We start from the raw sequence: 23631 nt of genomic DNA on the forward strand, positions 1-23631 counted from the left end.
CGCCCGCCGGGCGTCAGGCCGCCCGGGTGTAGCGGAGCAGCAGGAGGTCGTCGGCGAGCAGCGAGTGGTGCAGGCGCAGCGGCTCCGGGCCGCCCTCCAGGTGTGGGCCGGCGGTGATCCGGCCCGCCTTGGCGCCGGCCAGCAGCGGCGAGACGGTCAGGCACAGCTCGTCGACCAGCCGGGCGGCGGTCAGCGTGCCGAACAGGTGCGGGCCGCCCTCGCAGAGGATCTGGTCGAGCCCGCGTGCGCGCAGCGCGGCCAGGCCGGCGGCGATGTCGACCTCGCGCTCGCCGACGCGTACGACATCGGCGACCTGGTCGAGGCCAGGCGGCGCGGTCGCCGCCGCCGTGGTCAGCACCACCGGCCGGGCGGGGGCCGCGGCGAACACCGGCGCGGCGGGGTCGACGGCGAGGCTGGCGCTGACCACCACCAGCGTCGGCGTCGCGGCCAGGCCCTGTGCCCGTCGCCAGGCCCGGCGCGGTTCATCGAGCGTGATCGCGCGGTAGCCCTCGTGGCGCATGGTGCCGGCGCCGACCAGCAGGGCGTCGCAGACCTTGCGCAGGATGCCGAACACCCGCTTGTCGGCCGGGCCGGACAGGCCCTTGGAATAGCCGTCGACCTCGACCGCGCCATCGACGCTGGTCACGAAATTGACACGAACCGTCGGTGCCGCCGACCGGCCGTAGCACCCCGTTAGGGCCTCGTCGTCGAGCTCCGTGCCCGGTGGCTGAGCTGCGTCGACGCTCCACAGGGCACGGATCGCCGGCCCGCTCATCCGGCCACTGCGGCGTTGATTGCGGTGCCCGGCGCGGGGGTACGGTGCTGACAGTCGCAGCTCATCCGGACACCCTATCGAGGTAGCCGCCTATGCCCCGGCAGATCTTCCAGGTCAAGGTGACGCTGGCCGACGTGCAGCCCGAGGTGTGGCGCCGGGTGCAGTTGCCCGGCGCTTACACGCTCGACCGGGTGCACCGGGTGGTCCAGCTCGCGATGGGCTGGCAGAGCTTTCGCCTGCATTCGTTCGAGGTCGACGGCGTGCAATACGGCGAGCCCGACCCCGACGGCGAGCTCGCGCTGCGTGACGAGCTCGACGTGCGGCTCGACGCGGTCGCGCACAAGGGCACCCGGCTGCTCTACACCTACGACTTCGGCGACTGGTGGGAGCACGACCTGCTGGTGGAGGACGTGTTCGCCGCCGAGCCCGACGAGCGCTACCCGCTGTGTCTGGCCGGCGAGCGGGCCTGCCCGCCGGAAGACGTTGGCGGCGCGTTCGGCTACGCCGAGCTGCTGGTCGCGCTCCGTGATCCCGCGCACCCGCGGCATGCCGAGTTGGGCTCGTGGGCGGGCGGCGGGTTCGAGTCGGAGGCCTTCGACCCGGGGCGCGCCACGACACTGGTACGCCGCCTGACATAGCCCCACCAAAAGGATGAAAGGCTCTTTCACCTCATCTCGCTCCGCCCCGCGCGTCGGCTGTGAGCTGGTCGTACTGATGTTGCAAGATGCGAGTCGTGGTATCGGTGGGAGCGATGGGTGAGCAGAGTGCGGTCGGCCGGGTGCTGGGCACCTCCGACGCCACTCCGTTGCAGTTCTGGACGGCCGTCGCGCCGGGCAGCTACCTCCAGCTCGACGACGTCGTGGTGACCACCCGTGAGCTGCCCGACCGCCCGCCGGTGCGGATCGCCGGGGTGGTGACCCAGGTGCGCGCCCGCCACGAGGGCGCCGTCTTCGACTCCGACGTCTTCGCGATCGCCGACGGCACGCTCCCGGCCCAGGTGCAGGAGGCGGCCGAGATCAGCGTCACCCGGGTCGACCCGGAGTTCTACGTGCCGCCGGCACCGGGCGCCCTCGTGCACCGGGCCACCGGCGACCTGCGCGCCGCCGCGCTGCACTTCGACCGGATGGAACGGCAGATCCCGATGGGCACCGGGCGCGACGGCATCCCGGTCTTCCTCAACGCCGACTTCCTCGACGGCCAACGCGGCGCGCACGTGTCGATTTCCGGAATTTCCGGCGTGGCGACCAAGACCAGCTTCGCGACGTTCCTGCTCTACTCGGTCTTCCACTCCGGGGCGCTGGGCGGCGACGCGGTCAACGCCAAGGCACTGATCTTCAACGTCAAGGGTGAAGACCTGCTCTTCCTCGACCACCCCAACGTCAAACTCGACGACAAGACCACCGCGGCGTACGCGGCCCTCGGCCTGCCGGCCAAGCCGTTCAGCGACGTCCGGGTCTACGCGCCGCCGAGGATGGGCGACGCGTCCGGCACGCCCGACGTCAGCAGCCGGCTGTCCGGCGTCGACAGCTTCTACTGGACGCTCGAAGAGTTCTGCCTCGGCTCGCTGCTGCCCTACGTGTTCGCCGACGCCGACGACGAGCGGCAGCAATACACGATGGTCGTGCACGCGGTCACCGCACACCTCGCCCGGCACGCGGTGCCGGCCGACGGCGGCGTCGCGATCGACGGCACCCGGCTGAGCAGCTACGCCGACCTGGCCGACTTCGTGGTCGCGCAACTCTCCGACGACGAGACCCGGTTCGCCTGGACGGGCAGTTCGGTCGGGCTGGGCACGGTCAACGCGTTCGCCCGCCGGCTGATCGCGAGCAAGCGCGACCTCGGCCGGCTGATCCGCGGCGACCTGGCCACCCGCCGGCCGCACCAGATCAACACCGACGAGAGCGCCCAGGTCACCGTCGTCGACCTGCACAACCTGCCCGACCGCGCGCAGCGGTTCGTGGTCGGCGTGACGCTCAAGAAAGAGTTCGAGCGCAAGGAGAAGAAGGGCACCGCCAAGCCGCTGCTCTTCGTCGTGCTCGACGAGCTCAACAAATACGCACCGCGCGAGGGCTCCTCCCCGATCAAGGAGGTGCTGCTCGACATCGCCGAGCGGGGCCGCTCGCTCGGCGTGATCCTGGTCGGCGCGCAGCAGACCGCCAGCGAGGTCGAGCGCCGCATCGTCACCAACTCGGCCGTCCGCGTCGTCGGCCGGCTCGACCCGGCCGAGGCGTCGCGCCCCGAATACGGCTTCCTGCCGCCCGCGCAGCGGCAGCGGGTGCTGCTCGCCAAGCCGGGCACGATGTTCGTCAACCAGCCCGACATCCCGGTCCCGCTGTGCGTCGAGTTCCCGTTCCCGGCATGGGCGACCCGGCACTCCGAGGCCGGCGCCGCGCCGGCGGAGACGCTGCGCTCGATCACCCAGTCCGCCGATCCGTTCGCGGTGGTCGGCTCGCGGTCGGGCACGTTGTCCGACGACGACATCCCGTTCTAAGGGGGCGGCCCGTGCGCATCCTGCACACCTCCGACTGGCACGTCGGCAAGGTCCTCAAAGGACAGTCAAGGGCCGAGGAACACCTCGCGGTGCTCACCCAGGTGGTCGAGATCGCCCGGGCCGAGCAGCCCGACCTGGTCATCGTCGCCGGTGACCTCTACGACACGGCGGCGCCTTCGCCGGAGTCGACCCGGCTGGTCACCCGCGCGCTGTCGGCCCTGCGCCGCACCGGCGCCGACGTCGTCGTGATCGGCGGCAACCACGACAACGGCGCCGCGCTCGACGCCCTGCGGCCGTGGTCCGACGCGGCCGGCATCACGCTGCGCGGCAGCGTCCGGGAAAACCCGGCCGAGCACGTCATCGACGGCACCACGGCGACGGGGGAGCGGTGGCGGCTGGTCGCCCTGCCGTTCCTGTCCCAGCGCTACGCGGTGCGGGCGATCGAGATGTATGACCTGACCGCAGCCGAGGCCACCCAGACCTACGCCGACCACCTGTCGCGGCTGCTGGCCAAGCTGACCGAGGGCTTCGGCGAGCCGGGCGTGGTCAACCTGGTCACCGCCCACCTCACCGTGGTCGGCGCGAGCCAGGGCGGCGGTGAGCGCGAGGCGCAGACGGTGCTCGGCTACGCCGTCCCGGCGAATGTGTTCCCGACCAGCACCCACTATGTGGCGCTCGGCCACCTGCACCGCGCGCAGACGGTGATCGGGCCGTGCCCGGTGCGCTACAGCGGCAGCCCGCTGGCGATCGACTTCGGCGAGGCGGAAAACGTGCCCGCTGTCACGGTCGTCGAGGTGAGCGTGGGGCAGGCGGCGAAGGTGCGCGAGGTGCCGGTGACCGTGGCGACCCAACTCCGCACCGTGCGCGGCGACCTGGCGCAGCTCGCGACGCTGAAGACCGGCGACGCCTGGCTGCGGGTGTTCGTCCGGGAGACTCCGCGGGCCGGCCTGCGCGAAGAGGTGCAGGAGCTGCTGCCCCGGGCGCTGGAGGTGCGGATCGATCCGGACATGGTGGCCAGCACCCCTGGGCCACGAGCGGAAGAACGCGCCGGGCGTACGCCGCGCGAGCTGTTCGCCGCCTATCTGGACAGCCGCGGCGTGACGGACACGGGTGTCCGTGAGTTGTTCGACGAGTTCTACGAGGAGGCTTCGGCGTGAGGGAGCTTGCGACCGAACCATTTGGCTCAGTAGGCCCGGGCTCACGCTCGACCTCGCGAAGCGAGGTTGCCGCGTGAGGCCGCTCAGGTTGGATATGGCGGGGTTCACCGTCTTCCGCGACGAGACGACGGTCGACTTCACCGACGCTGACTTCTTCGCGCTGGTCGGGCCGACCGGTTCGGGCAAGTCGACCGTGCTCGACGCGATCTGCTTCGCCCTCTATGGCCAGGTGCCGCGGTGGGGGAGCAGCCGGGGCATCGCCAACGCCCTGTCGCCGTCGGCGACCGAGGCCCGGGTGCGGCTGGTGTTCGAGTCGGGCGGCGCGCGCTACGTCGCGACCCGGGTGGTCCGGCGTGACAGCCGGGGCAACGTGAAGACCGGCGGTGCCGGCCTGCAACAGATGCCCGACAACTTCGACGTCTCCAAACTCGACACCGGGATGACTCCCGAAGACCTCGGCGACGTGCTCGCCGGCACGCCGGCCGAGATGGACGAGGCCATCCAGCACGCGGTCGGGCTGCCCTACGAGCAGTTCACCAGTTGCGTGCTGCTGCCGCAGGGCCAGTTCGCCGACTTCCTGCACGCCAAGCCGGCCACCCGCCAACAGATCCTGGTCAACCTGCTCGGCCTGCACGTCTACGAAGACATCCAGAAGCGGGCCACCGCCCGGGCCCAGCAGGCCGACGCCGACCTGCGCGCGGTCGACCAGCTCCTGGCCGGCCTCGACGACACCTCCGACGAGGCGCTGGCCGGCGCGGTCGCCCGGGTCGACGCGATGCTGGCACTCGCCGCGCTGGTGGCCACGGTGGCACCGGAGTTGCAGCAGGCCCAGCGCGCGGCGACCGAGGCGGCGGCCGGGCTGACCGCGCTCGACGACGAGATCGCGCTGCTCGACCGGGTCCGCGCGCCGCGCGGCGTGGCGGCGCTGGCGTCCGCCGCAGCCGACGCGCGCGACGCGGCGGCCGCGGCTGTCGACGCCGTGACGGCCGCCGAAGAGCGCGAGGAGAAGCTGCGCGGCGAGCTGGCGGCCACCGGCGACCCGGCCGCACTGCGGCTGCTGTTGCGGGCCCACGAGGAGCACTCGTCGGTCACCGCCGAGGCCGCGTCCCTCCAGGAGGGACTGACGGCGGCCACCACGGAGCACCGGTCCGCCGCGGCGGCGCTGGAGAAGGCCCGCGCGGCGGCGCTGCGCACGGCGGCCGAGCTGGAGTCGGCCCGCCACGCCTACCAGGACGCGCAGGCCGCCGACCGGGCCGGCGCACTCCGGGTGCACCTGCACGCCGGCGCGCCCTGCCCGGTCTGTGAGCAGCCGGTCGTCTCGGTGCCCGCGGTCCCCGCGACCTCGGCCGTGCCCGCCGCCGAGAAGGCCGGGCACGCGGCCAAGGCCGCCGACGAGAAGGCGCAGGCCCAGGTGGCCGAGCGGGAGAAGGCGGCCCGCGCGCTCGAACGCACCCTCGACCGGGCCCGCGCCCAGCACGAGCAGCTCGCCTCCCGGCTGGCCGCGCTCGGCGCGCAGCTCGCCAACTCGCCGGGCGTCACGGCGCTGCGCCGCGAGCTGGAGACGCTGGCCGGGCTGCAGAAGTCGCTCGACGCGGCGGTCGCGGCGCTGAAGACCGCGCGGGAACAGGCCCGCACGGCCACCGCCGCCCGCAGCGCCGCCGAGCAGCGGCTCACCGCGGCCTGGCGGGAGTTCGACGTGGCCCGCGACGCGGTCGCCCGGTTCGCTCCACCGGCCGCGTCCCGCGACGACCTGGCCGACTCGTGGTCGACCCTGGCCGACTGGTCCGCGACCGAGGTGGCCAGCCGGCGGTCGGCGCGCACCGACCTGGCGGCGAGCGCCGCCGACGCCGATGCCGCGGTCACCGCCGTGCGCGCGCGGCTCGACGCCGCGTTCGTCGACGCGGAGCAGCCGGCACCCGACGACCACGTGCGGGCGGCGACCGTGGCGGTCGAGCGGGCCACGGCCGCGCACCAGCGGGTCGAGGAGCGGCGGGCGCAGGCGCAGGGGCTGCTCGACAAGCGCACCGCCCACGAGCACGACAGCCAGGTGGCCAAGGCGCTCGCCGGCCACCTGCGGGCCAACAACTTCGAGCGCTGGCTGCTCGAAGAGGCGCTCGACCTGCTGGTCGAAGGGGCCTCGCGGATCCTGCGCGAGCTGTCCGCCGGGCAATACGACCTGGTCCACGAGAAGGGCGAGTTCTCGGTCGTCGACCATCACGACGCCGGGCTGCGCCGGGGTGTCCGCACGCTCTCCGGCGGCGAGACGTTCCAGGCGTCGCTGGCGCTCGCGCTGGCCCTGGCCGAGCAGCTCGCCGGGATGTCGACGTCGGCCGCCAGCCTCGAGTCGATCCTGCTCGACGAGGGCTTCGGCACGCTCGACGCGGCAACATTGGACACGGTCGCGGCGACGCTGGAAGGCCTGGCCGCTCGCGGCGACCGGATGGTCGGCGTGGTCACCCACGTGCCGGCGCTGGCCGAGCGGGTGCCGGTGCGCTTCGACGTGACCAAGGACGCCCGCTCCGCCCACATCACCCGGAGCGGCATATGACCGAATATTTCGTGGATAACTGGGATCCGGCCTACGGCGCCTCGTTCGAGGCGTCGTCGGGTCCGGCCAGCCAGAGCACCGCCCAGATCAACACCGACGTCGAGCTCCCGGCCGCGGCCTGGCGACCGCTGACGGCACCGCCGACAGTCCGCGCCCCCGACGTGGTGCTGCTGGTCGACGGCGTGCGCCGGATCGACGCGAGCCTGTGGACCCGGGAGGAAGACGGCACGTCGCATCCGGGCCTGGCGGCCTCCTACGCCGCCGGTGTGGTCCGTTGTGACCTGCGCGCCGGCGTGGCGTCACTGGCCGGTGCCCTGGTCGAACGAGGCCTGTTCACCACCTCGCCGACCGCGGGCGACATCACGGCCGGCACGGTCCGCTACGGCGTGCGGCAGGTGGCCGGCGCACCCGACCCGGCCCGGCTGGTGCCGGCCGTGCAGGGCCCGCTGACCGCGCTGGAGGTGGCGGTCTCCACGGAGGTCCGCGGCGAGTCCGACGACCTGCTGGTCGTCGACGGCCCGCTCCGCAACCGCCGGCAACTGTCCCGCACGATCGGCTACGTGAAGACCCAGCAGAGCCAGTATCTCGACGGTGCGCTGACCAAGGTGGTCACCGAGCTGCGCCCCGGCGAGCGGTCGCCGGTCTTCCTGATGGGCACGGCCTGGGGTGGCTACTCGTGGTATCTGCGGCTGCCCGGCCCGGCCGGCGCACCCTGGGCCGGCATCGTGCGCCTGGAGTGCACGACCGAGATGCCGTCGCAGGAGGCGATCGAGCTGGCCGACCTGTCCCTGCTCACCCTGCCCCGGTTCGCCTCGACCCCCTACAAGGACCCGCGCGCACCGCAGAACCTGATCCCGATCGCCGGCCTCGAACGCCGCCTGCGCGGCCTACTCGGCGACTCCCGCCTGCTCCACCGCGCCCTGACCCTGGCCGCCGCCCGCAGCGCCGTTCCTGCCTGACCCGCTGAAGTGCAACTCCGGGTCGACGACGCGGTCGGCACGCAGGAGGCGCACGTCGGTGTCGTAGCTCATCGAGGTGAGCCACGGCAGCCGGTCGCCCTGGCGGGGTAGCTGGTCGATGACCCGGCGGATGTAGCCGGCGCCGAAGTCGAGGAACGGGCGGGTCGGCATCGCCGGGTCGGCGATCTCCGGGCGGCAGATCGCGTAGCCGTGCTTGTCCATGTGCGCCAGCAGCAGGCAGAAATGCTCGCAGAGCAGGCCGACCTTGAGCGTCCAGGACGAGTTGGTGTAACCCACGATGAACGCGAAATTGGGTACGCCGGAGAGCATCATGCCCTTGTAGGCCACCGTGTCGGCCGGGTTGACCACCGCACCGTCGACGGTCAGCGTGACGCCGCCCAGGGCCTGCACGTTGAGGCCGGTCGCGGTGACAATGATGTCGGCCGGCAGGTCGCGGCCGGAGCCCAGCCGGATGCCGTCTTCGGTGAAGGTCTCGATCCGGTCGGTGACCACGTCGGCGGTGCCGGCCCGGATCGCCTTGAACAGGTCGCCGTCGGGCACCAGGCACAACCGCTGGTCCCATGGGTCGTAGGGCGGGCGGAAGTGCTCGTCGACCGGATAGCCCTCGGGAAGCTGGCGGGCGTTGAGCCAGCGGATCAGCCGGCGCGCGCGTTCGGGATAACGCTTGCAGAAGCGCCAGATCCAGCGCTGCTGCGCGATGTTCTTCCGCCGCGTCCAGGCGTGCCCGCGGACCGGGCCGAGATGCTTCTTCAACGCGTTGCCGAGCGCGTCCTTGGTCGGCATCGACAGGATGTAGGTCGGGGTGCGTTGCAGCATCGTCACGTGCGCGGCGGTGCCCGCCATCGCCGGCACGATGGTGACCGCCGTCGCTCCACTCCCGACCACCACGACCCGCTTGCCTTGATAGTCAAGGTCTTCCGGCCAGTGCTGCGGGTGCACGATGGTGCCCTGGAAGCGGTCCCGGCCGGTGAACTCCGGCGTGAAGCCCTCGTCATAGCGGTAATAGCCGCCGGCCGCGAAAATCCAGTTGGCGGTGAGCGTGGTCGTCACGCCGGTGTCGACGCGTTCGACCACCACCGTCCACTGTGCCGTCTCGCTGTCGAACGCCGCGCCGCGTACCCTGTGGTGGTAGCGGATGTGTGGGTCCAGGCCGTTCTCCGTGGCGGTCTCGCGCAGATATTCGAGGATCCGCGGCGCGGAGGCGATGGCCTCCTCGTCGCGCCAGGGCTTGAACTCATAGCCAAACGTGTGCAGGTCGGAGTCTGACCGGGTGCCGGGATAGCGAAACAGGTCCCAGGTGCCGCCCGACGCGCCGCGGGCTTCGAGGATCGCGAAGCGCTTCGCCGGCAACTCCGTCTTGAGATAGCGCCCGGCGCCGATGCCGGAGATCCCGGCGCCGACGATCAGGACATCAAGGTGCTCGACCGCCATCTGTTCATGTTGTGCCTTCGATTCGACGCGGGCGAAGGGCGATCTGCACCAGGTTGACGGGTGTTCAGGTGCAAACTGCACCACTAGCGTCGATGGCATGTCATGGGATCCGCCGTCGCCCCGGGTGCGTGAGCTCATCCGGCAGGGCGCCGAGATCGCGCTCAACGCGCGCCCCGAGTGGCTCGCCGAGATCGACGCGGCCACCCTCGCCGGCGAGGCCCGGCGCCCGATCGCCGGCGACCCGGTGCTGGCCGCCGCCACCCGCCGCACCAACCGCTCCAACCTGCTGTTCTGGGCCGCGGCCAACGTGCGCGCACCGGGCCAGCCGGTCGCGGCCAACGACGAGGCGGCGCCGCTGGCCATCGCCCGCGACCTGGTGCGGCGCGGGCTCGACGACTCGGCGCTGGACGCCTACCGGGTCGGCGAGGCGGTCGCGGCCCGGCTGTGGACCCAGATCGCCTGCACGCTGACCACCGACACGGCGGAACTGCGCGAGTTGCTCGACGTCTCGCTGCGGTCGATCGCCGCGTTCGTCGACGCCACCGTCGCGTCCATCTCGGCGCGGATGCGGGCCGAGCGGGCCGCCCTGACCCGGGGCACCCACGCCGAGCGCCGCGAGACGGTCCTCGGCCTGCTGGACGGTGCGCAGGTGAAAGAGCCGGAGAGCCGGCTCGGCTACCCGCTGGACCGCTCCCACACCGCCGCGGTCGTGTGGACCGACGACCCCGACGCCGACCCGCGCCAACTCGACCGGGCCGCCGACCTGCTGGCCGCGGCGGCGGGGCCGGGCCGCCCGCTCAGCGTGATCGCGAGCGCCGCGACCCGCTGGGTCTGGGTGCCCGGCCGGCCCGATCCCGGCGAGCTGCGGGTGGCGCTGGAGCGGCTGCCGCTGGTGCGGGTGGCGCTGGGCTCGCCCGCGCCCGGCCTCGACGGCTTCCGCCGCAGCCACCTCGACGCGCTGACCACCCAACGCCTGCTGGCCCGGCTGACCTCGGCACAGCGGCTGGCGTCGTTCGACGAGGTCGAGCTGGTCGCCCTGGTCACCCAGGACCCGGCGGGCGCAGACCGGTTCGTCAGCCGCACCCTCGGCGACCTGGAGTCAGCGCCGGCCGAGGTGCGGGCGGCGGTCCGGGCGTTCGTCGCCGAGCAGTGCAACGCCTCCCGGGCCGCCGCCCGCCTGTTCACCCACCGCAACACCCTGCTGCGCCGCCTGGCCCGCGCCGACCGCCTGCTGCCCCGCCCGTTGGCCGGCAACACCGTCGCGGTCGCGGCGGCGCTCGAAGTCGTCCACTGGCGCGGTTAGCCGCCGTTGAGCAAGGTGACCACCGCGCGCAGCCAGGATTGCGACATGGTGGGTTCCTCGACGATCACGCGGGCGAGTGCCTGTCGGCCGGTGCGGCTGCGGCCGTAGGCGACCAGCGCGGCCGCCTCGGCCAGCGCCTCGCGGGTCTGCTCGCCTCGCTCGGGTCCGGCGGCTTCGGCCAGCCAGCGGTCGGGGCGAAACGTCCGGGTGAGCTTGATCTGGTTGCCGGCGAGATACCCCCAGACCATCCAGTGCAGCGACACGTTGATCACGGATTTGGCCGGCAACTGCGTGGTCCACGGTGCGTGCTGCTGCCAACGGTAGGTGTTCGGGCTGGTCTTCTCCTGAGCGGTCACGCCGATGAAATGGAGCTTGCGCCGGATCACGGACCAGGGCTCGCGGTCCTCGTCGGTCCAGTCCCGCAGAAGTGTGAACAGCTCGCTGAAGGTCCGGCCCTCGGCCACCACGTCGACGAAGGTGGCCGGCCGGGCCCGCCGCGCGAGGGCGCGGGGAGTCAGGTCGAGCGTGCCCATGATGCGCCGCAGTTGGGCCTGCTCGCCCGGCGTCAGTGGGCGCTGTCGGCTGCGCGGCGGCGTGCCGACCCGTTCGCGGGCGAACGACAACGGCAACCGACGCACTGCTCGGCGTCCGTCGAAGGCGCCGCTGATCAGGTCGAACATCGAGTCCAGCGAACGGCCGACGAAGAACAGGTCGCCGTCGCCACTGCGCGCGACGACCTTGCCGGCACACGCCACGAGGTGTTCGAGAAACCACAGATCGGGTGGCGCCGCACCGGACAGCAGCGAACCGACCTGGTCCGGCGTGACCAGGTCCCACCGGAACGGCAGGTTCGGCTCGCCATGCACCGCGCCAGCATGCCAGGCGGCCGGCCGGGGCGCGGTGCCCCGGCCGGCGACCTTCTAGATTTGCCAGCCGTCGCGGTAGGTGATGGCGCTGACCGTGACCTCGTCGTGCCAGGTGCCCGGCATCGGCGTGACCCGGACGGTCGCCGGGCGGTCGGACAGCACGCACACCCCCTCGCCGGGCCACCACCAGCCGCACGAGCGGGCCAGGTCGGTCCACTGTCCGAAGTGGTCGGTGATGCCGGCGCTGAACGTGGCCAGGCCGAGTCGCTGGAGCGTGTCGTAATACCCGATCCAGCACGCGTCCTGCTGCCCATACCAGCAGACCGGCAGGTCCGCAGCGAGGGCGGCCCGCACCGGATGCCGGAATCCCTTGCCCAGACTGCGATGCAACGAGCCACGGACGCTTTGATGCAACACCACCGGCAGGGGTACGCCGCGGGCGAGCGCGTCCAGTGGCGGCAGGTCGGGCCAGTGTTCCTGTTTCTTCCCGGGCTGGCGGGCCGGTGTCAACTCCGGGTCTGCGTGGCTGACGCCGGCACTGAGCGCGGCCCGCAGCCCCGCGGTCACCGCCGCCAGGTCGCTGGCCAGTGGCGGCCGCCCCGGTGGCAGCGGGTCGCGGATCCACCGGTAGAGGTCGTCGAGCGTCGGCCACCCGGCGACCAGCGGCAACGCCTTGGCGGGGGAGTCGACCCACTCGAATCGTGGCCGTGGCCGGGAGATCCGGGCGTAGATGGCGGTCACGCACCGCTCGGCGGTGGCCCGGTCGGCCGGCTGTGTGGACAGCGCGACGTCGAGCCACTCCTGGCGGATCCGGACAGAGTCGTGCCACAACTCGCGGTGTGCGGTGGTGGCCGAACGAACGAGCACGGCGTCATTGCGCCGCGCGAGCGCGGTCATCGCGCGAGGGCGTCGAAGCCCTTTCGGCTGGAGATCATCCATCCATGATGACGGGGATTCGACCGGCACACAAGAGGGCGTACGCGCTGCTAAGGTCCCCCGGTCACCCCCACCTGCCCCCTCACCGGCGGAGAGTCGCAAATGATCATCTTTGGTGTCTCGGTCTTCTACATCTTCGGCCTGATCGGCACCGGGCAGTTCCACTGCCCGCATTGCGGGGGTGACCGCGACTACGAGCACCGCACCGCGCGCCGGTTCTTCACGCTCTTCTTCATCCCGGTGATCCCGCTCGACAAGGTCGGCGAAGCGGTCCGCTGCCAGACCTGCAAGACCCGCTTCGACCCGATCGTGCTCCGCCGCCCGACGACCGCCCAGCTCGCCAGCTCCCTCCCGGCCGGCATGCGCGCCGCCGCGGCCATCATGGTGCGCGCCGGTGGCGCCTCCGACGCCGCTGTCCGCGTGGCGACCGACGCGGTGCACGAGGCCGGCGCCGCCGACTACGACGTCAGCCACCTACAGGCCGACGCCGGCCAGCCGACCGAGCTCGCCGTCGAACCGCTGCGCAACCTGGCCGCCAACTTCACCCAGGACGCCTGCGAGCGCCAGCTCGCCAACGCCGTGCGGGTCGGGCTGGCCGACGGGCCGCTCAACCAGCAGGAGCGCGAGGCGCTGCACTGGATCGCCGAGCAGCTCGGCATGACCCCGGCCCACGCGACCGGCGTCATCGCGACCGTCGAGCAGTCGATCACCCGCGGCTGACCCGCGAACCGCTCGCCACGCCGGCGCCACCGACCCGGTGGCGCCGGCGTGCGTCTTTCGACGTAACCCGGGCGGGGTAACCCGAGCAGGCCCGATGACCGCCGGATCGGCGGTGCTCGGCGGCAGAGCGGCTCACTACGGTTCACTGTGGACGCTCACCAGGCCTGCCGGGAGGACCGAGCCATGACACAGCCAGCACGTGACGAGCGACCCGGAACGGCCTTGCCACCGGAGTTCTTCGGCGTGCCGGTGCAGGTTGGCGGGCCGTATGCGCAACCCGCCGCGTTTCCCGGTGTGCCGGCCCCGCTCGGCGACCGGTTCCTGGCCCGGCTGATCGACGGCGGCGTCCTGATCGGCTGGCTGCTGGTCATCCGGGTGTTCACCTTGGGCGTCAGCCTCGACCGCGGCGGCGCCCGGGCCGCGCTCGTGTCGCTGCTGTTCCTGGTGCCCTACTTCGGTTACGAGTTCTCCTGCACCGGCCGTTGGGGCCAGACGCTCGGCAAGCGGGTGATGCGCCTGCGCGTCCTCCGCGAGACCGGTGCGCCGGCCGGGTGGGGAGCGGCGGCGCTGCGGGTCTACGTGCCGATGCTCGCCGGCTTCCTCACCTGCGGGTTCGGCAGCCTGCTGTGCTACCTGTCCCCGCTGTTCGACCAGGCGGCCTGGCAACGCGGCTGGTATGACCGCGTCGCGAAGACCGTGGTGGTCAAGCAGTAGGCAGGTCGACGACCTCGATGACCCGGGTGGTCGGCGCGGCCTCGCCGATCGACGCGCGGTGGGCCAGCCGATCGGGGTCGACCATGAACGACTCGTAGCCGGCGCGCGAGCCGAACCGGATCAGGTGCACCTCGGTCGCGCCGTCGGCGCTCCGGGTGCGCCGCTCGAGCACGCCGTCGTGCCGGCCGAGCAGGGCCAGCACCGCGTCCTCGTAGCGCTGGCCCGCCGCGACGTGGCCGGCCGCCATCTCGACGACCGCGACGAGCAACAGCCCCGACGGCGGGCGTTCCAGCCAGACCTGCGCCGGCCAGCCCGGCCGGTCGGCGGGCTCCTCGTGGTGCTCGGCGAAGCCGTGCCGGGCGTAGAACCGGGCGGCCCGGTCGTTGCCCGCCAGGTAGGACAGCCGCACCGGGCGCCCGGGTGCCTCGTCGACCAGGGCGGCCAGCAACGCCGACCCGGCGCCGGAGCCCTGCGCGCCCGGCCGCACGTAGAGCTTCCAGACCACCGGCACGTCGGCGCGCAGGTCGATGTTGCCGACGCCGAGGAGTTCGTCGCCGTCGGCCGCAACGAGCACCGTGGTGGTCTCCAGCGAGCGCGTGATCGCCTCCGCCGTCCACCAGGTGGCCAGGCCGTGTGCGATGTAGTCCGGCCCGGCGAACCCGTAGGTCGCCGGCCAGGTCTCGTGCCCGATCGCGACGATCGCGGCGACGTCGGCGGGCCCGGCCTTCCTGATCTCCATGAGGCACCACGATGCCACGCGGCGGGTCAGATCAGCAGGCCGCCCGTGGCCCGGATGTTCTGGCCGGTGATCCAGCCCGCGTCCGGCGTGGTCAGGAAGGCCACCACGGCGGCGACGTCGTGGGGCTGGCCCAGACGGCCGAGCGCGGTCAACGCCGCCGACTGCGCCAGCCCCTCCGGTGTGTTGTGCGCGCGCAGGAAGGCGGTGTCGGTGGCGCCTGGCGAGACGGTGTTGACGGTGATCCCGCGCGGGCCGAGTTCGCGCGCGGCCACCGCGGTGACCTGCTCCAGCGCCGCCTTGCTGGCGCAGTAGAGGACGTGGCCGGCCGCCGGCACCACCGTGTTGAGCGTGGAGATGTTGACGATCCGGCCACCATCACGCATCAGCGGGGCGGCCCGGCCGATCGCCAGCAGCGGCACCTTCGTGTTGGCGGTGAACGCCCGGTCGAACTCCGGCCCGGTCACGTCGGCGACCTTCGTCGGCGGAGGATTGACGGCGGCGTTGTTGACCAGAATGTCGAGTCCATCGTGGACATCAGCGAACAAGTCGTCCAAAAAGGATGGTGAGGCGAGGTCGGCGCGCACGGCGATCGCGCCGGGGCAGCGGGCGACGACCTCGTCGGCGGCCGCCTTGTCGCGGGCATAGCTGAACACGACCCGGTTGCCGGCCGCGGCCAGCCGTTCGACGATGGCCCGGCCGATGCCGCGGGAGCCGCCGGTGACCAGTGCGGTGGGTGCCATACCGCCAGACGTTAGGCGGCGGTCAGCGGCCGGTATTGAACGAATGCGCACAGCTCGGCCGGCGTCAGCCCGACCATCGCGCGGGTCTCGCGGTTGAAGTGCGACTGGTCGGCGTAGCCGGCGCCGACCGCCGTCGGTGCCAGCGCGGCACCCTCGCCGAGCAGGCCGAGGGCCCGCTGGAAGCGGGACACCCGCCCCACCGTCGCCGGCGAGAGCCCGATCTCCCGGCGGAACCCGGCCTCCAGCGTCCGCCGGCCGACGCCCAGGTGTGCGGCCAACGCGCCGACCGGGACGCGCGAGCCCTGGAGGCGCTGCCAGGCGGCGCCGATCACGCCAAGGGAGGTGCCAGGGCCGAGCCGGCCCAGCAGGGCCGCGTCGAGCAGCGCGAAGCGGGCCGGCCAGCCGGGTTCGGCGGCCAGCTGCTCGGCGAGTGGGCCGATCCGCCGACCGAGCACATCGCGCCAGTCGACCGACAGCCCCGACAGCTCGCTCATCGGCAGGCCGCACAGCTCCGCCACGCCGGCCGGCGTCAGGCCGACCGTGACGCCGCGCCCCCAGGTGGTCGGCCCGTCCACGGTCGCCCGCGCGCGTGGGCCGGTGACCAGGCCGAACGGCTCGTCGAAGGAGATGACCAGGGCGGTCAGGTTGATCGGGAGGAGCCGGTGGGCGAGCGGGGCGCCGGTGCCGGACGCGAAGCCGGCGTAGCCCACGACGTGGTGGCGCAGCCGGGGATCCGGGCGCCCCGGTGCCGCCCGGCAGGCCGCGCCGGGTGGCTCGACCGGCATCGAATGGACCTGGGCCATCGCACCATCATCGTCCGGCTCAGGCGGCCTGGGGAACCTCCAGGGCGTATGCCAGCGCCGATCCGAGGTTGTCGGCCGTGCCCTGCGACCACGCCTGCGGGTGCGCCTTGATGTCGAGGTCGGGCCCGCCGGCCGGCCAGTCCGGCACGTACGCCTGGATCCACGCGGCGCCGGTGACGGTCTGGAGCTTGCGCGCGGCGGCCGCGAGCCGCACCGCCCGCTCGGGGGAGCCGGTGCGCGCCGCGATGTTGGACAGCGCCCGCAGGTAGAGCGCCGCGCCGGCCTCGTCGCGGGCGCCGGCCGCGACCCGCAGGCCCGACTCGAGGTAGGCGGTCGCGCCGCTCCGGTCGCCGTCGACCATCGCCGCGACGGCGAGGCTGTAGAGCGCCACGACCTCGCCGAGGTGGTCGTTGGTCTTGCGGGCCAGCCGCAGCCCGTCGGAGAACTGCTCGGCCGCGGCCTTGGGGTCGCCGGCCTTGAGCGGCACCAGGCCGAGCCGGGTGTGGTAGAGCGCGATCATCCAGTCTTCGCCCAGCCGCTCGCTGATCTGCTTGGTCTCCTCCAGCAGCTCGCGGGCCTGGTCGTAGTCGCCGCGGGCGAGGGCGAGCTGCCCCAGCATCCCGGCCGCCCGGGCGGTCGCGTCGTCGTCGCCGATCTGCCGCAACAGCGGCAACGCGCGCTCGAGCTTTCCCTTGCCGACCGCGTGCTGCCCGGTGATGAACGAGATCGAGCCGTCGCCGAAGAGCACCCGTGCGTAGGCCCGGGGCGAGAGCTGGTCGGCGTGCTCGAGCACCCGCTCGATGCTCCGCGCGCCCTCGTCGGTGTGCCCGCGCAGCCACCAGAGCGACCAGACCACCCAGCCCAGCCGGACTGCCTCCTCGAACTGCCCGGTGTCGATGAACCAGCTCATGGCGGCGCGCAGGTTGTCGTGCTCGGCTTCGAGCAGGTCGACCGAGCCCGGGTTGGTGGAGGTGCGGCCCAGCGGCGGCGCGACGTGCTCGGCGAAGTAGAGGTAGTGCAGGGCGTGCCGGTTGTGGGTGTCGGTCCAGTCGCCGTCTTCCCGGAGCCGTTCCAGCGCGTAGTCGCGGATGATGCCGAGCATCGTGAAGCGCGGCTCGCGGTCGCCTCTCTCCTGCCCGATCAGGCTGCTCTCGATCAGTGACGTGAGCGCGTCCAGACCGGCGTACTGCTCCGGCACGCCGGCCACCGAGCGGGCCGCGGTCAGGTCGAACGGGCCGGCGAAGACCCCGAGCCGGCCGAACAGCCGCTGCTCATGGGGTGGCAGGAGCTGATAGCTCCAGGCGATCGTGTCGCGCAGCGTGCGCTGGCGGGCGGGCAGGTCGCGGGCGCCGCCGGTAAGGGTGCCGAGCCGGCTGGTCAAACGACTGAGCAGGGCCCGGGGGCTGAGGACGCGGACCTTGGCGGCGGCGAGCTCGACGGCGAGGGGCAGCCCGTCGAGCCGGCGAACTATCTCGGCGATCGCGGCGGCCTCGTCGGGGCCGACCGAGAAGTCGGCCTTGACCGCGCGGGCCCGCTCGACGAACAGCCGGGCGGCGCCGTCGCGGCGAACCGCGACGGACGGGTCCTCGGCCGGATCCGGCACCGGCAGCGGCAGCACGTCGAACACGTGCTCGCCGGTCAGCCGCAGCGGAACCCGGCTGGTCGCCAGCATCGTGATGCCGGCGCCCGCGCCGAGCACGGTGGCGATTATCGGTGCCGCGTCGGGCAGGTGCTCGAGGTTGTCGACGACGAGCAGCAACGAGCGGTTGCGCAGGTAGGTGACCACGTCGTCGAGCGGCGGGCGGTTGGGCACGGTGCGCAGCCCCAGTGACTGGGCCAGCGCGGCGGCCACCAGATCCGGGTCGGTGACCCCGGACAGGTCGGTGAACCGCACCCCGTCGGCGAAGGTGTTGCGCAACGCCGAACCCAGCTCCATCGCCAGCCGGGTCTTGCCCACGCCGCCCGGGCCGGTCAGCGTGACCAACCGCACGTCGTCGCTGGTCAGCAGGTCGCGCAGGGCGCGCTGCTCGGCGCGCCGGCCGAGCAGCGGGTTGGGCGGCACGGGTAGCTCGTCGCGCGGTGCCGCTTCGACCTCGGCGGAGCCGGAGCGGGAGCCGGAGCCCGCGGTCGACCGTGGGTTGAAGCGCTCGGTGAGCAGCAGCGCGATGTCTTCGCCGACCACCCGCCGCAGCTCGTCGGCGGAGCGGAACTGCCGGTAGGAGACCCGGGCGTCGTCGCGGATCCGGTCGAGCAGGGCGGTCAGCCGGGGATCGCGGTCGGGCGCCGGCGCCTTGACGTAGATCAGCTTCGGCAGATGGGCCGCCACCAGGTATTCGTCCTCGATGCCGGACAGTTCCGAGTCGGGCCCGACCCAGCCGTAGCTCTCCCAGTAGATGCCGATGAAGAGCTGGCTCTGCTCCAGGTAGGCGCGGTAGACCTCGCGCGGCCCGTGCGGCCGGGCGCCGAGTTCGAACATCACCGGCACCAGCCGCATCCGGGCGATCGCGTCCCGGACGGCCAGTCGCTCAGGCTCCAGCTCCTCCAGCGTCGACGACACGAACACGCGCAACCGCCGGTCCGGCGTGTGGATCGCCGGCTCGCCCGAGCTTGCCATGAAAAATCATCACTTCCCCCCGTACGGAGAACGAAGCTACCCGGCACGGGCAGCGCTGCGTAGTCCGGGTCCCACCCACCGCGACCGTGACATCCGTGAGAGCGCTCCCATAACGGTTTGGGAACGCTCCCATCGAACGGTATTGACGTCTGGGTAACCTGTCGGCAATCTCGTGGGAGCGCTCCCGGCGGCCTGGTTCTGGGCCGATCACCGTGCGCGGACCAACCCCACCACCGTCTTATCTCCGACCGAGAAGGGGTCCTGGATGAGCGTCAAAAACAGGCTGGTCGCGCTCGCCGCTGTCACCGTTACCGTGCTTGGCGTGGCTGCCTGTGGCAGCGACGACGGCACCAGCGAAGACACCGGCGCTAAGCCCGACAAGCTGGTCGTCGAGACCTTCGGCGAGTTCGGCTACGACGAACTGGTCAAGCAATACGAGAAGGACACCGGCATCAAGGTCGAGCTGCACAAGACCGCGCAGCTCAACGAATATCGGCCCAAGATCGTGCGGAGCCTGGCGACCGGCAAGGGTGTCGCCGACGTCGTCGCGCTCGAAGAGGGCATCCTCAACGAGTTCAAGACCAACCCCGCCAACTGGGCCGACCTGACCCCGCTGGTCAAGGACCACAGCACCGAGTATCTGCCGTGGAAGTGGGAGCTCGGCAAGGCCAGCGACGGCCGGCTGATGGGCCTGCCGACCGATGTCGGCAGCCTCGCGGTCTGCTACCGCAGCGACCTGTTCAAGGCGGCCAAGCTGCCGACCGCACGCGACGAGGTCACCGCGCTCTGGCCCGACTGGAACGCGTTCATCGAGACCGGCAAGAAGTATCGCGCGGCGACCGGCAAGGGCATGCTCGACTCGGTCACCACCGCGGCCAGCGCCATCACGATGCAGGTCGGCGGCGACATCTTCTACGACGCCGACGACAACATCGTCGCCGACAAGAGCCCGGCCGTGAAGCAGGCCTGGGACACCTCGCTGAAGATGGTCGACGCCAACATCACCGCGAAGACGGCCACCTGGTCGCCGGAGTGGAGCGCCGGCTTCAAGCAGGGCACGTTCGCCGCGACCTTCTGTCCTTCGTGGATGCTCGGCATCGTGCAGGACAACTCCGGCGCGGAGAACAAGGGCAAGTGGGATGTCGCCGGCGTGCCCGGCGGGTCCGGCAACTGGGGTGGCTCGTGGCTCGGTGTGCCTGAACGGGGGAAGCACAAGGCCGAAGCAGCCAAGCTGGCGGAGTATCTGACCAGCGCCAGCAGCCAGGTGGCGGCGTTCAAGCTCAAGGGCCCACTGCCGACCAACCTGGAAGCGCTGAAGAACCCGGACTTCCAGTCCTACACCAACCCGTACTTCAGCGACGCTCCGACCGGGAAGATCTTCGGCGGCAGTGTCGAGGGCATCAAGCCGATCCACCTCGGCCCGAAGCACCAGGCCGTGAAGGAGCAGGCGATGGAGCCCGCGCTGCGGGCGTATGAGAACGGCGAGGCGACCGCTGCCGCCGCCTGGGAGCAGTTCATCAAGGACGCCGCCACACAGGGCGCCTTCTGACGGACCGGACCGGAAGGGCCCCTTCACGCGAGGGGCCCTTCCGCACGGCCGCATCGGCCGCATAGTCCAGAGAGGACACCCGTATGGCACTCGCCACGCCCGCGCGCCCGGCGCCGCCCGAACCGGCCCGGGCACCCCGGCACCGCACCAACGGCAGCGCCAAGCGCGCCCGCTGGGACATGAAGTTCTCGCCCTACCTCTACATCGCGCCGTTCTTCATCGTCTTCGGCGTCTTCGGGCTCTACCCGATGCTGAAGACGGCCTGGATGTCGCTGCACGACTGGGACATGATCGGCGAACACACGTTCATCGGCTTCGACAACTACGCCGAGCTGCTCAAGGACGAATACTTCTGGAACGCGGTCGTCAACACGCTCGGCATCTTCGTGGTCGCGACCGTGCCCCAGTTGATCCTCGCGCTGTTCTTCGCCAACCTGCTCAACCGAACCCACCTGCGGTCCCGGACGCTGTTCCGGATGGCCATCTTCGTACCCAACATCACCTCGGTGGCCGCGGTCGCGATCGTCTTCGCGATGCTCTTCCAGCGCGACTTCGGCCTTATCAACTGGCTGCTCAGCCTGGTCGGAATCAACCCGGTCGACTGGGACTCGGAGCGCTGGAGCTCGTGGACGGCGATCGCGTTCATGGTCGACTGGCGGTGGACCGGCTACAACGCGCTGATCCTGCTGGCCGGCATGCAGGCGATCCCGCGCGACCTCTACGAGGCGGCGGCGCTCGACGGCGCCAACCAGTGGCGGCAGTTCTGGCGCATCACCCTGCCGATGCTCACCCCGACGTTCGTCTTCGTCGTCGTGCTCTCCACGATCGGCGGCCTACAGCTCTTCACCGAGCCGCTGATCTTCGGCAACGGCAACATGCGCGGGGGTACGCAACGGGAGTTCCAGACGCTGGCGATGTACATGTACGAGAAGGGCATCAACAGCCTCAACACGGCCGGATACGGCGCCGCGATCGCCTGGGCGCTCTTCGTGCTCATCGGCATCGTCGCCGCGATCAACCTGGCCCTCGTCCGCCGATCTGTGAAGTGAGGGAGCGCACGATGGTCGCGGCCTCCGCCCGCCTCTGGAAGACCAGCCCGTTGACCTACATCGCGTTGGTCATCGGTGTCCTGGCATCGATCTACCCGTTCTACTACATGTTCGTCATCGCCACCCGCAGCCTCGACGTCATCAACTCGGTGCCGCCGCCGTTCACGCCCGGTGGCTCGTTCGGCGACAACTTCCAGCGGGTGCTCGACAACCCCGCCGCCAACTTCCTCAAGGGCATCGTCAACTCGATCATCGTGTCCACAGTGGTCACCGTCTCGGTGGTGCTGACCGGCACGCTGGCCGGCTTCGCGTTCGCCAAGCTGCGGTTTCGCGGCCGCAACGGGCTGCTGCTCGCGATCGTCATCACGATGATGGTGCCGACCCAACTCGGGCTCATCCCGCTCTGGGGAATGATGCAGGACCTGGGCTGGTACGACACGCTCTACGCCGTCACGATCCCGTTCCTGGCCAGCGCGTTCGGCGTGTTCATGATGCGGCAGTACGCAACCTCGGCGATCTCCGACGAGCTGATCGAGGCAGCCCGCGTCGACGGGTGCAGCACGTTCCGGGTCTACTGGAACGTCGTGCTGCCCGCCCTGCGCCCGGCAGCGGCGGTGCTCGGCCTGCTCACGTTCATGGACACCTGGAACCAGTTCCTCTGGCCATACGCGGCGCTGACCAACGACAATCCCACGTTGCAGGTCTCGCTCGCGTTCCTGTCCTACGCCTACTACACCGACTATTCACAGGTCTTCGCGGCGACCGCCGTGGGCACCGTACCCCTGCTGCTCGTGTTCATTTTCTTCGGTCGCCAGATCATCGGCGGCATCATGGAAGGCGCCGTCAAGTCGTGACCACGTTCCCACCCGACTTTCTCTGGGGTGCCGCCACCGCGGCCTATCAAATCGAAGGAGCGGCCACCGAAGACGGGCGTACGCCGTCGATCTGGGACACGTTCAGCCACACCCCGGGCCGCACCGTCAACGGCGACACGGGTGATGTGGCCTGCGACCACTACCACCGCTTCCGTGACGACGTGAAGCTGATGGCCGACCTGGGCCTGCGCTCCTACCGGTTCTCGCTGTCGTGGCCGCGGATCCAGCCGCGCGGCGCCGGCCCGGCCAGCCAGCGGGGGCTCGACTTCTACCGCGGCCTGGTCGACGAGTTGCTCGACAACGGCATCGAGCCGTGGGTCACGCTCTACCACTGGGACCTGCCGCAGGAACTCGAAGACGCGGGCGGCTGGCCCAGTCGCGACACCGCGCGCCGGTTCGCCGACTACGCGGCGCTCGCCCACGAGGCGCTCGGCGACCGGGTCAACTTCTGGACCACGTTCAACGAGCCGTGGTGCTCGGCCTTCCTGGGCTACGGGTCGGGCGCGCACGCGCCGGGCCGCTCCGACCCGGGCGACTCGGTGCGGGCGGCGCACCACCTGATGCTGGGGCACGGGCTGGCGACGCAGGCGATGGGCGCGGCCGGGATCACGCTCAACCTCTACGCGATCTCGCCGGCATCGTCGTCGGAGGTCGACCTCGACGCCGCCCGGCGGATCGACGGCCTGGCCAACCGGATCTTCCTCGACCCGCTGCTGCGCGGTGCGTATCCCGATGACGTGGTCGCCGACCTGGCCGGCGTGACCGATATGTCCCACGTACGCGATGGGGATCTGGCGGTTATCTCGACGCCGTTGTCCGTGTTGGGGGTCAACTACTACAGCCGCCACGTGGTCGCGGGCCCGGTCGAGGGTGTCGAACCGGAGCCCTACTGGCGCAAGCAGACCTGTTGGCCGGGCAGCGAGGATGTCCGGTTCGTCACCCGAGGGTTCCCGGTCACCGATATGAACTGGGAAATCGATGCGCCGGGCCTGGTGGAGACGCTGACCCGGCTGCACGCCGAATACCCGGCGGTTCCGCTCTACGTGACCGAAAACGGCGCCGCGTTCGTCGACGAGGTGGTCGACGGCGAGGTCCCGGATCCCCAACGGGTCGCCTATTTCGACGCCCACCTGCGCGCCTGCCACGAGGCGATCGCGGCCGGAGTGCCCCTGCGCGGCTACTTCGCCTGGTCGCTGATGGATAATTTCGAATGGGCGTGGGGCTACACGAAGCGCTTCGGCATGATCCATGTCGACTACGCGACCCAGCTCCGCACCCCGAAGACCAGCGCCAGGTGGTACGCCGACGTGATCCGACGTAACGGACTGGCCGCAGAATAAG

20 protein-coding genes are annotated in these 23631 nt (G+C 71.6%); 12 read left to right on the forward strand and 8 right to left on the reverse strand.

The genetic code is table 11. The features are described from left to right. Nucleotides 1-13 precede the first annotated feature (13 nt). On the reverse strand, nucleotides 14-775 hold the full coding sequence (locus DFJ67_RS20300) for a dihydrofolate reductase family protein (protein ID WP_116069437.1): 762 nt from the start codon (nucleotides 773-775) through the stop codon (nucleotides 14-16). Between the two features lie 92 nt (nucleotides 776-867). On the opposite strand from DFJ67_RS20300, the gene DFJ67_RS20305 reads away from it, so the two are divergent. The 5 genes from DFJ67_RS20305 to DFJ67_RS20325 all read left to right on the forward strand — a co-directional run bounded on the left by DFJ67_RS20305 (nucleotide 868) and on the right by DFJ67_RS20325 (nucleotide 7930). Beyond that, nucleotides 868-1413 (forward strand): plasmid pRiA4b ORF-3 family protein, encoded by a 546-nt coding sequence (locus DFJ67_RS20305; protein WP_116069438.1) that lies wholly within the window; start codon nucleotides 868-870, stop codon nucleotides 1411-1413. Between the two features lie 113 nt (nucleotides 1414-1526). Beyond that, nucleotides 1527-3266 (forward strand): ATP-binding protein, encoded by a 1740-nt coding sequence (locus DFJ67_RS20310; protein ID WP_116069439.1) that lies wholly within the window; start codon nucleotides 1527-1529, stop codon nucleotides 3264-3266. Nucleotides 3267-3277: 11 nt separating this feature from the next. After that, entirely contained in the window at nucleotides 3278-4423 is a 1146-nt protein-coding gene (locus tag DFJ67_RS20315) for an exonuclease SbcCD subunit D (protein WP_116069440.1), read from the forward strand. Nucleotides 4424-4496: 73 nt separating this feature from the next. Beyond that, nucleotides 4497-6971 carry an AAA family ATPase gene (locus tag DFJ67_RS20320; protein ID WP_116069441.1) on the forward strand — a complete coding sequence of 825 codons (2475 nt, stop codon included), beginning with the start codon at nucleotides 4497-4499 and terminating at the stop codon, nucleotides 6969-6971. After that, the gene (locus DFJ67_RS20325; protein WP_116069442.1) at nucleotides 6968-7930 is read left to right on the forward strand and encodes a hypothetical protein; all 963 of its coding nucleotides are present in this window, start codon (nucleotides 6968-6970) and stop codon (nucleotides 7928-7930) included. The genes DFJ67_RS20320 and DFJ67_RS20325 overlap by 4 nt, the downstream gene beginning before the upstream one ends. On the opposite strand, the gene DFJ67_RS20330 is transcribed toward DFJ67_RS20325, so the two are convergent. Then, nucleotides 7859-9382 carry a flavin-containing monooxygenase gene (locus DFJ67_RS20330; protein ID WP_116069443.1) on the reverse strand — a complete coding sequence of 508 codons (1524 nt, stop codon included), beginning with the start codon at nucleotides 9380-9382 and terminating at the stop codon, nucleotides 7859-7861. The two genes, DFJ67_RS20325 and DFJ67_RS20330, sit on opposite strands and share 72 nt — an antisense overlap. Nucleotides 9383-9479: 97 nt before the next feature. Between DFJ67_RS20330 and DFJ67_RS20335 the strand changes: the two genes are divergently transcribed. Further along, on the forward strand, nucleotides 9480-10685 hold the full coding sequence (locus tag DFJ67_RS20335; protein WP_116069444.1) for a PucR family transcriptional regulator: 1206 nt from the start codon (nucleotides 9480-9482) through the stop codon (nucleotides 10683-10685). Here the strand turns inward: DFJ67_RS20335 and DFJ67_RS43850 are convergent. Next, nucleotides 10682-11551, reverse strand: a complete 870-nt coding sequence (locus DFJ67_RS43850) for a hypothetical protein (protein ID WP_239097290.1) — start codon at nucleotides 11549-11551, stop codon at nucleotides 10682-10684. The genes DFJ67_RS20335 and DFJ67_RS43850 overlap by 4 nt on opposite strands. A gap of 54 nt (nucleotides 11552-11605) precedes the next feature. After that, nucleotides 11606-12448 carry a DUF6745 domain-containing protein gene (locus DFJ67_RS20345; protein ID WP_116069445.1) on the reverse strand — a complete coding sequence of 281 codons (843 nt, stop codon included), beginning with the start codon at nucleotides 12446-12448 and terminating at the stop codon, nucleotides 11606-11608. Nucleotides 12449-12589: 141 nt separating this feature from the next. Here DFJ67_RS20345 and DFJ67_RS20350 point away from each other — a divergent pair, with 141 nt between their 5' ends. Together DFJ67_RS20350 and DFJ67_RS20355 are read left to right on the forward strand one after the other, a co-directional pair. Further along, nucleotides 12590-13207: a zinc ribbon domain-containing protein gene (locus DFJ67_RS20350; RefSeq protein ID WP_116069446.1), complete on the forward strand. Its 618-nt coding sequence runs from the start codon at nucleotides 12590-12592 to the stop codon at nucleotides 13205-13207. Nucleotides 13208-13390: 183 nt separating this feature from the next. After that, nucleotides 13391-13921 (forward strand): RDD family protein, encoded by a 531-nt coding sequence (locus DFJ67_RS20355; RefSeq protein ID WP_116069447.1) that lies wholly within the window; start codon nucleotides 13391-13393, stop codon nucleotides 13919-13921. Here the strand turns inward: DFJ67_RS20355 and DFJ67_RS20360 are convergent. Genes DFJ67_RS20360 through DFJ67_RS20375 form a run of 4 tightly spaced genes read right to left on the reverse strand, consistent with a single transcriptional unit; the run spans nucleotide 13911 to nucleotide 18817 of the window. Continuing rightward, a complete protein-coding gene (locus DFJ67_RS20360; RefSeq protein WP_116069448.1) occupies nucleotides 13911-14660 on the reverse strand; it encodes a GNAT family N-acetyltransferase in 750 nt (249 codons plus the stop codon). The two genes, DFJ67_RS20355 and DFJ67_RS20360, sit on opposite strands and share 11 nt — an antisense overlap. A 26-nt stretch (nucleotides 14661-14686) precedes the next feature. Further along, nucleotides 14687-15400, reverse strand: coding sequence for an SDR family oxidoreductase (locus DFJ67_RS20365; RefSeq protein WP_116069449.1), 714 nt, complete (start codon nucleotides 15398-15400; stop codon nucleotides 14687-14689). An 11-nt stretch (nucleotides 15401-15411) separates the two neighbouring features. Next, on the reverse strand, nucleotides 15412-16203 hold the full coding sequence (locus DFJ67_RS20370) for an AraC family transcriptional regulator (RefSeq protein WP_116069450.1): 792 nt from the start codon (nucleotides 16201-16203) through the stop codon (nucleotides 15412-15414). A 19-nt stretch (nucleotides 16204-16222) separates the two neighbouring features. Next, entirely contained in the window at nucleotides 16223-18817 is a 2595-nt protein-coding gene (locus DFJ67_RS20375; protein ID WP_116069451.1) for a DUF4062 domain-containing protein, read from the reverse strand. Between the two features lie 265 nt (nucleotides 18818-19082). On the opposite strand from DFJ67_RS20375, the gene DFJ67_RS20380 reads away from it, so the two are divergent. From DFJ67_RS20380 to DFJ67_RS20395, 4 genes are all read left to right on the forward strand, one after another. Then, nucleotides 19083-20366: an ABC transporter substrate-binding protein gene (locus DFJ67_RS20380; RefSeq protein ID WP_116069452.1), complete on the forward strand. Its 1284-nt coding sequence runs from the start codon at nucleotides 19083-19085 to the stop codon at nucleotides 20364-20366. A gap of 83 nt (nucleotides 20367-20449) precedes the next feature. Next, the gene (locus DFJ67_RS20385; RefSeq protein ID WP_116069453.1) at nucleotides 20450-21415 is read left to right on the forward strand and encodes a carbohydrate ABC transporter permease; all 966 of its coding nucleotides are present in this window, start codon (nucleotides 20450-20452) and stop codon (nucleotides 21413-21415) included. An 11-nt stretch (nucleotides 21416-21426) separates the two neighbouring features. After that, on the forward strand, nucleotides 21427-22269 hold the full coding sequence (locus DFJ67_RS20390) for a carbohydrate ABC transporter permease (RefSeq protein WP_116076455.1): 843 nt from the start codon (nucleotides 21427-21429) through the stop codon (nucleotides 22267-22269). Next, nucleotides 22266-23630 carry a GH1 family beta-glucosidase gene (locus DFJ67_RS20395; protein WP_116069454.1) on the forward strand — a complete coding sequence of 455 codons (1365 nt, stop codon included), beginning with the start codon at nucleotides 22266-22268 and terminating at the stop codon, nucleotides 23628-23630. The genes DFJ67_RS20390 and DFJ67_RS20395 overlap by 4 nt, the downstream gene beginning before the upstream one ends. Nucleotide 23631 lies beyond the last annotated feature (1 nt).

It is taken from the genome of Asanoa ferruginea (assembly GCF_003387075.1).
GTDB lineage: Bacteria > Actinomycetota > Actinomycetes > Mycobacteriales > Micromonosporaceae > Asanoa > Asanoa ferruginea.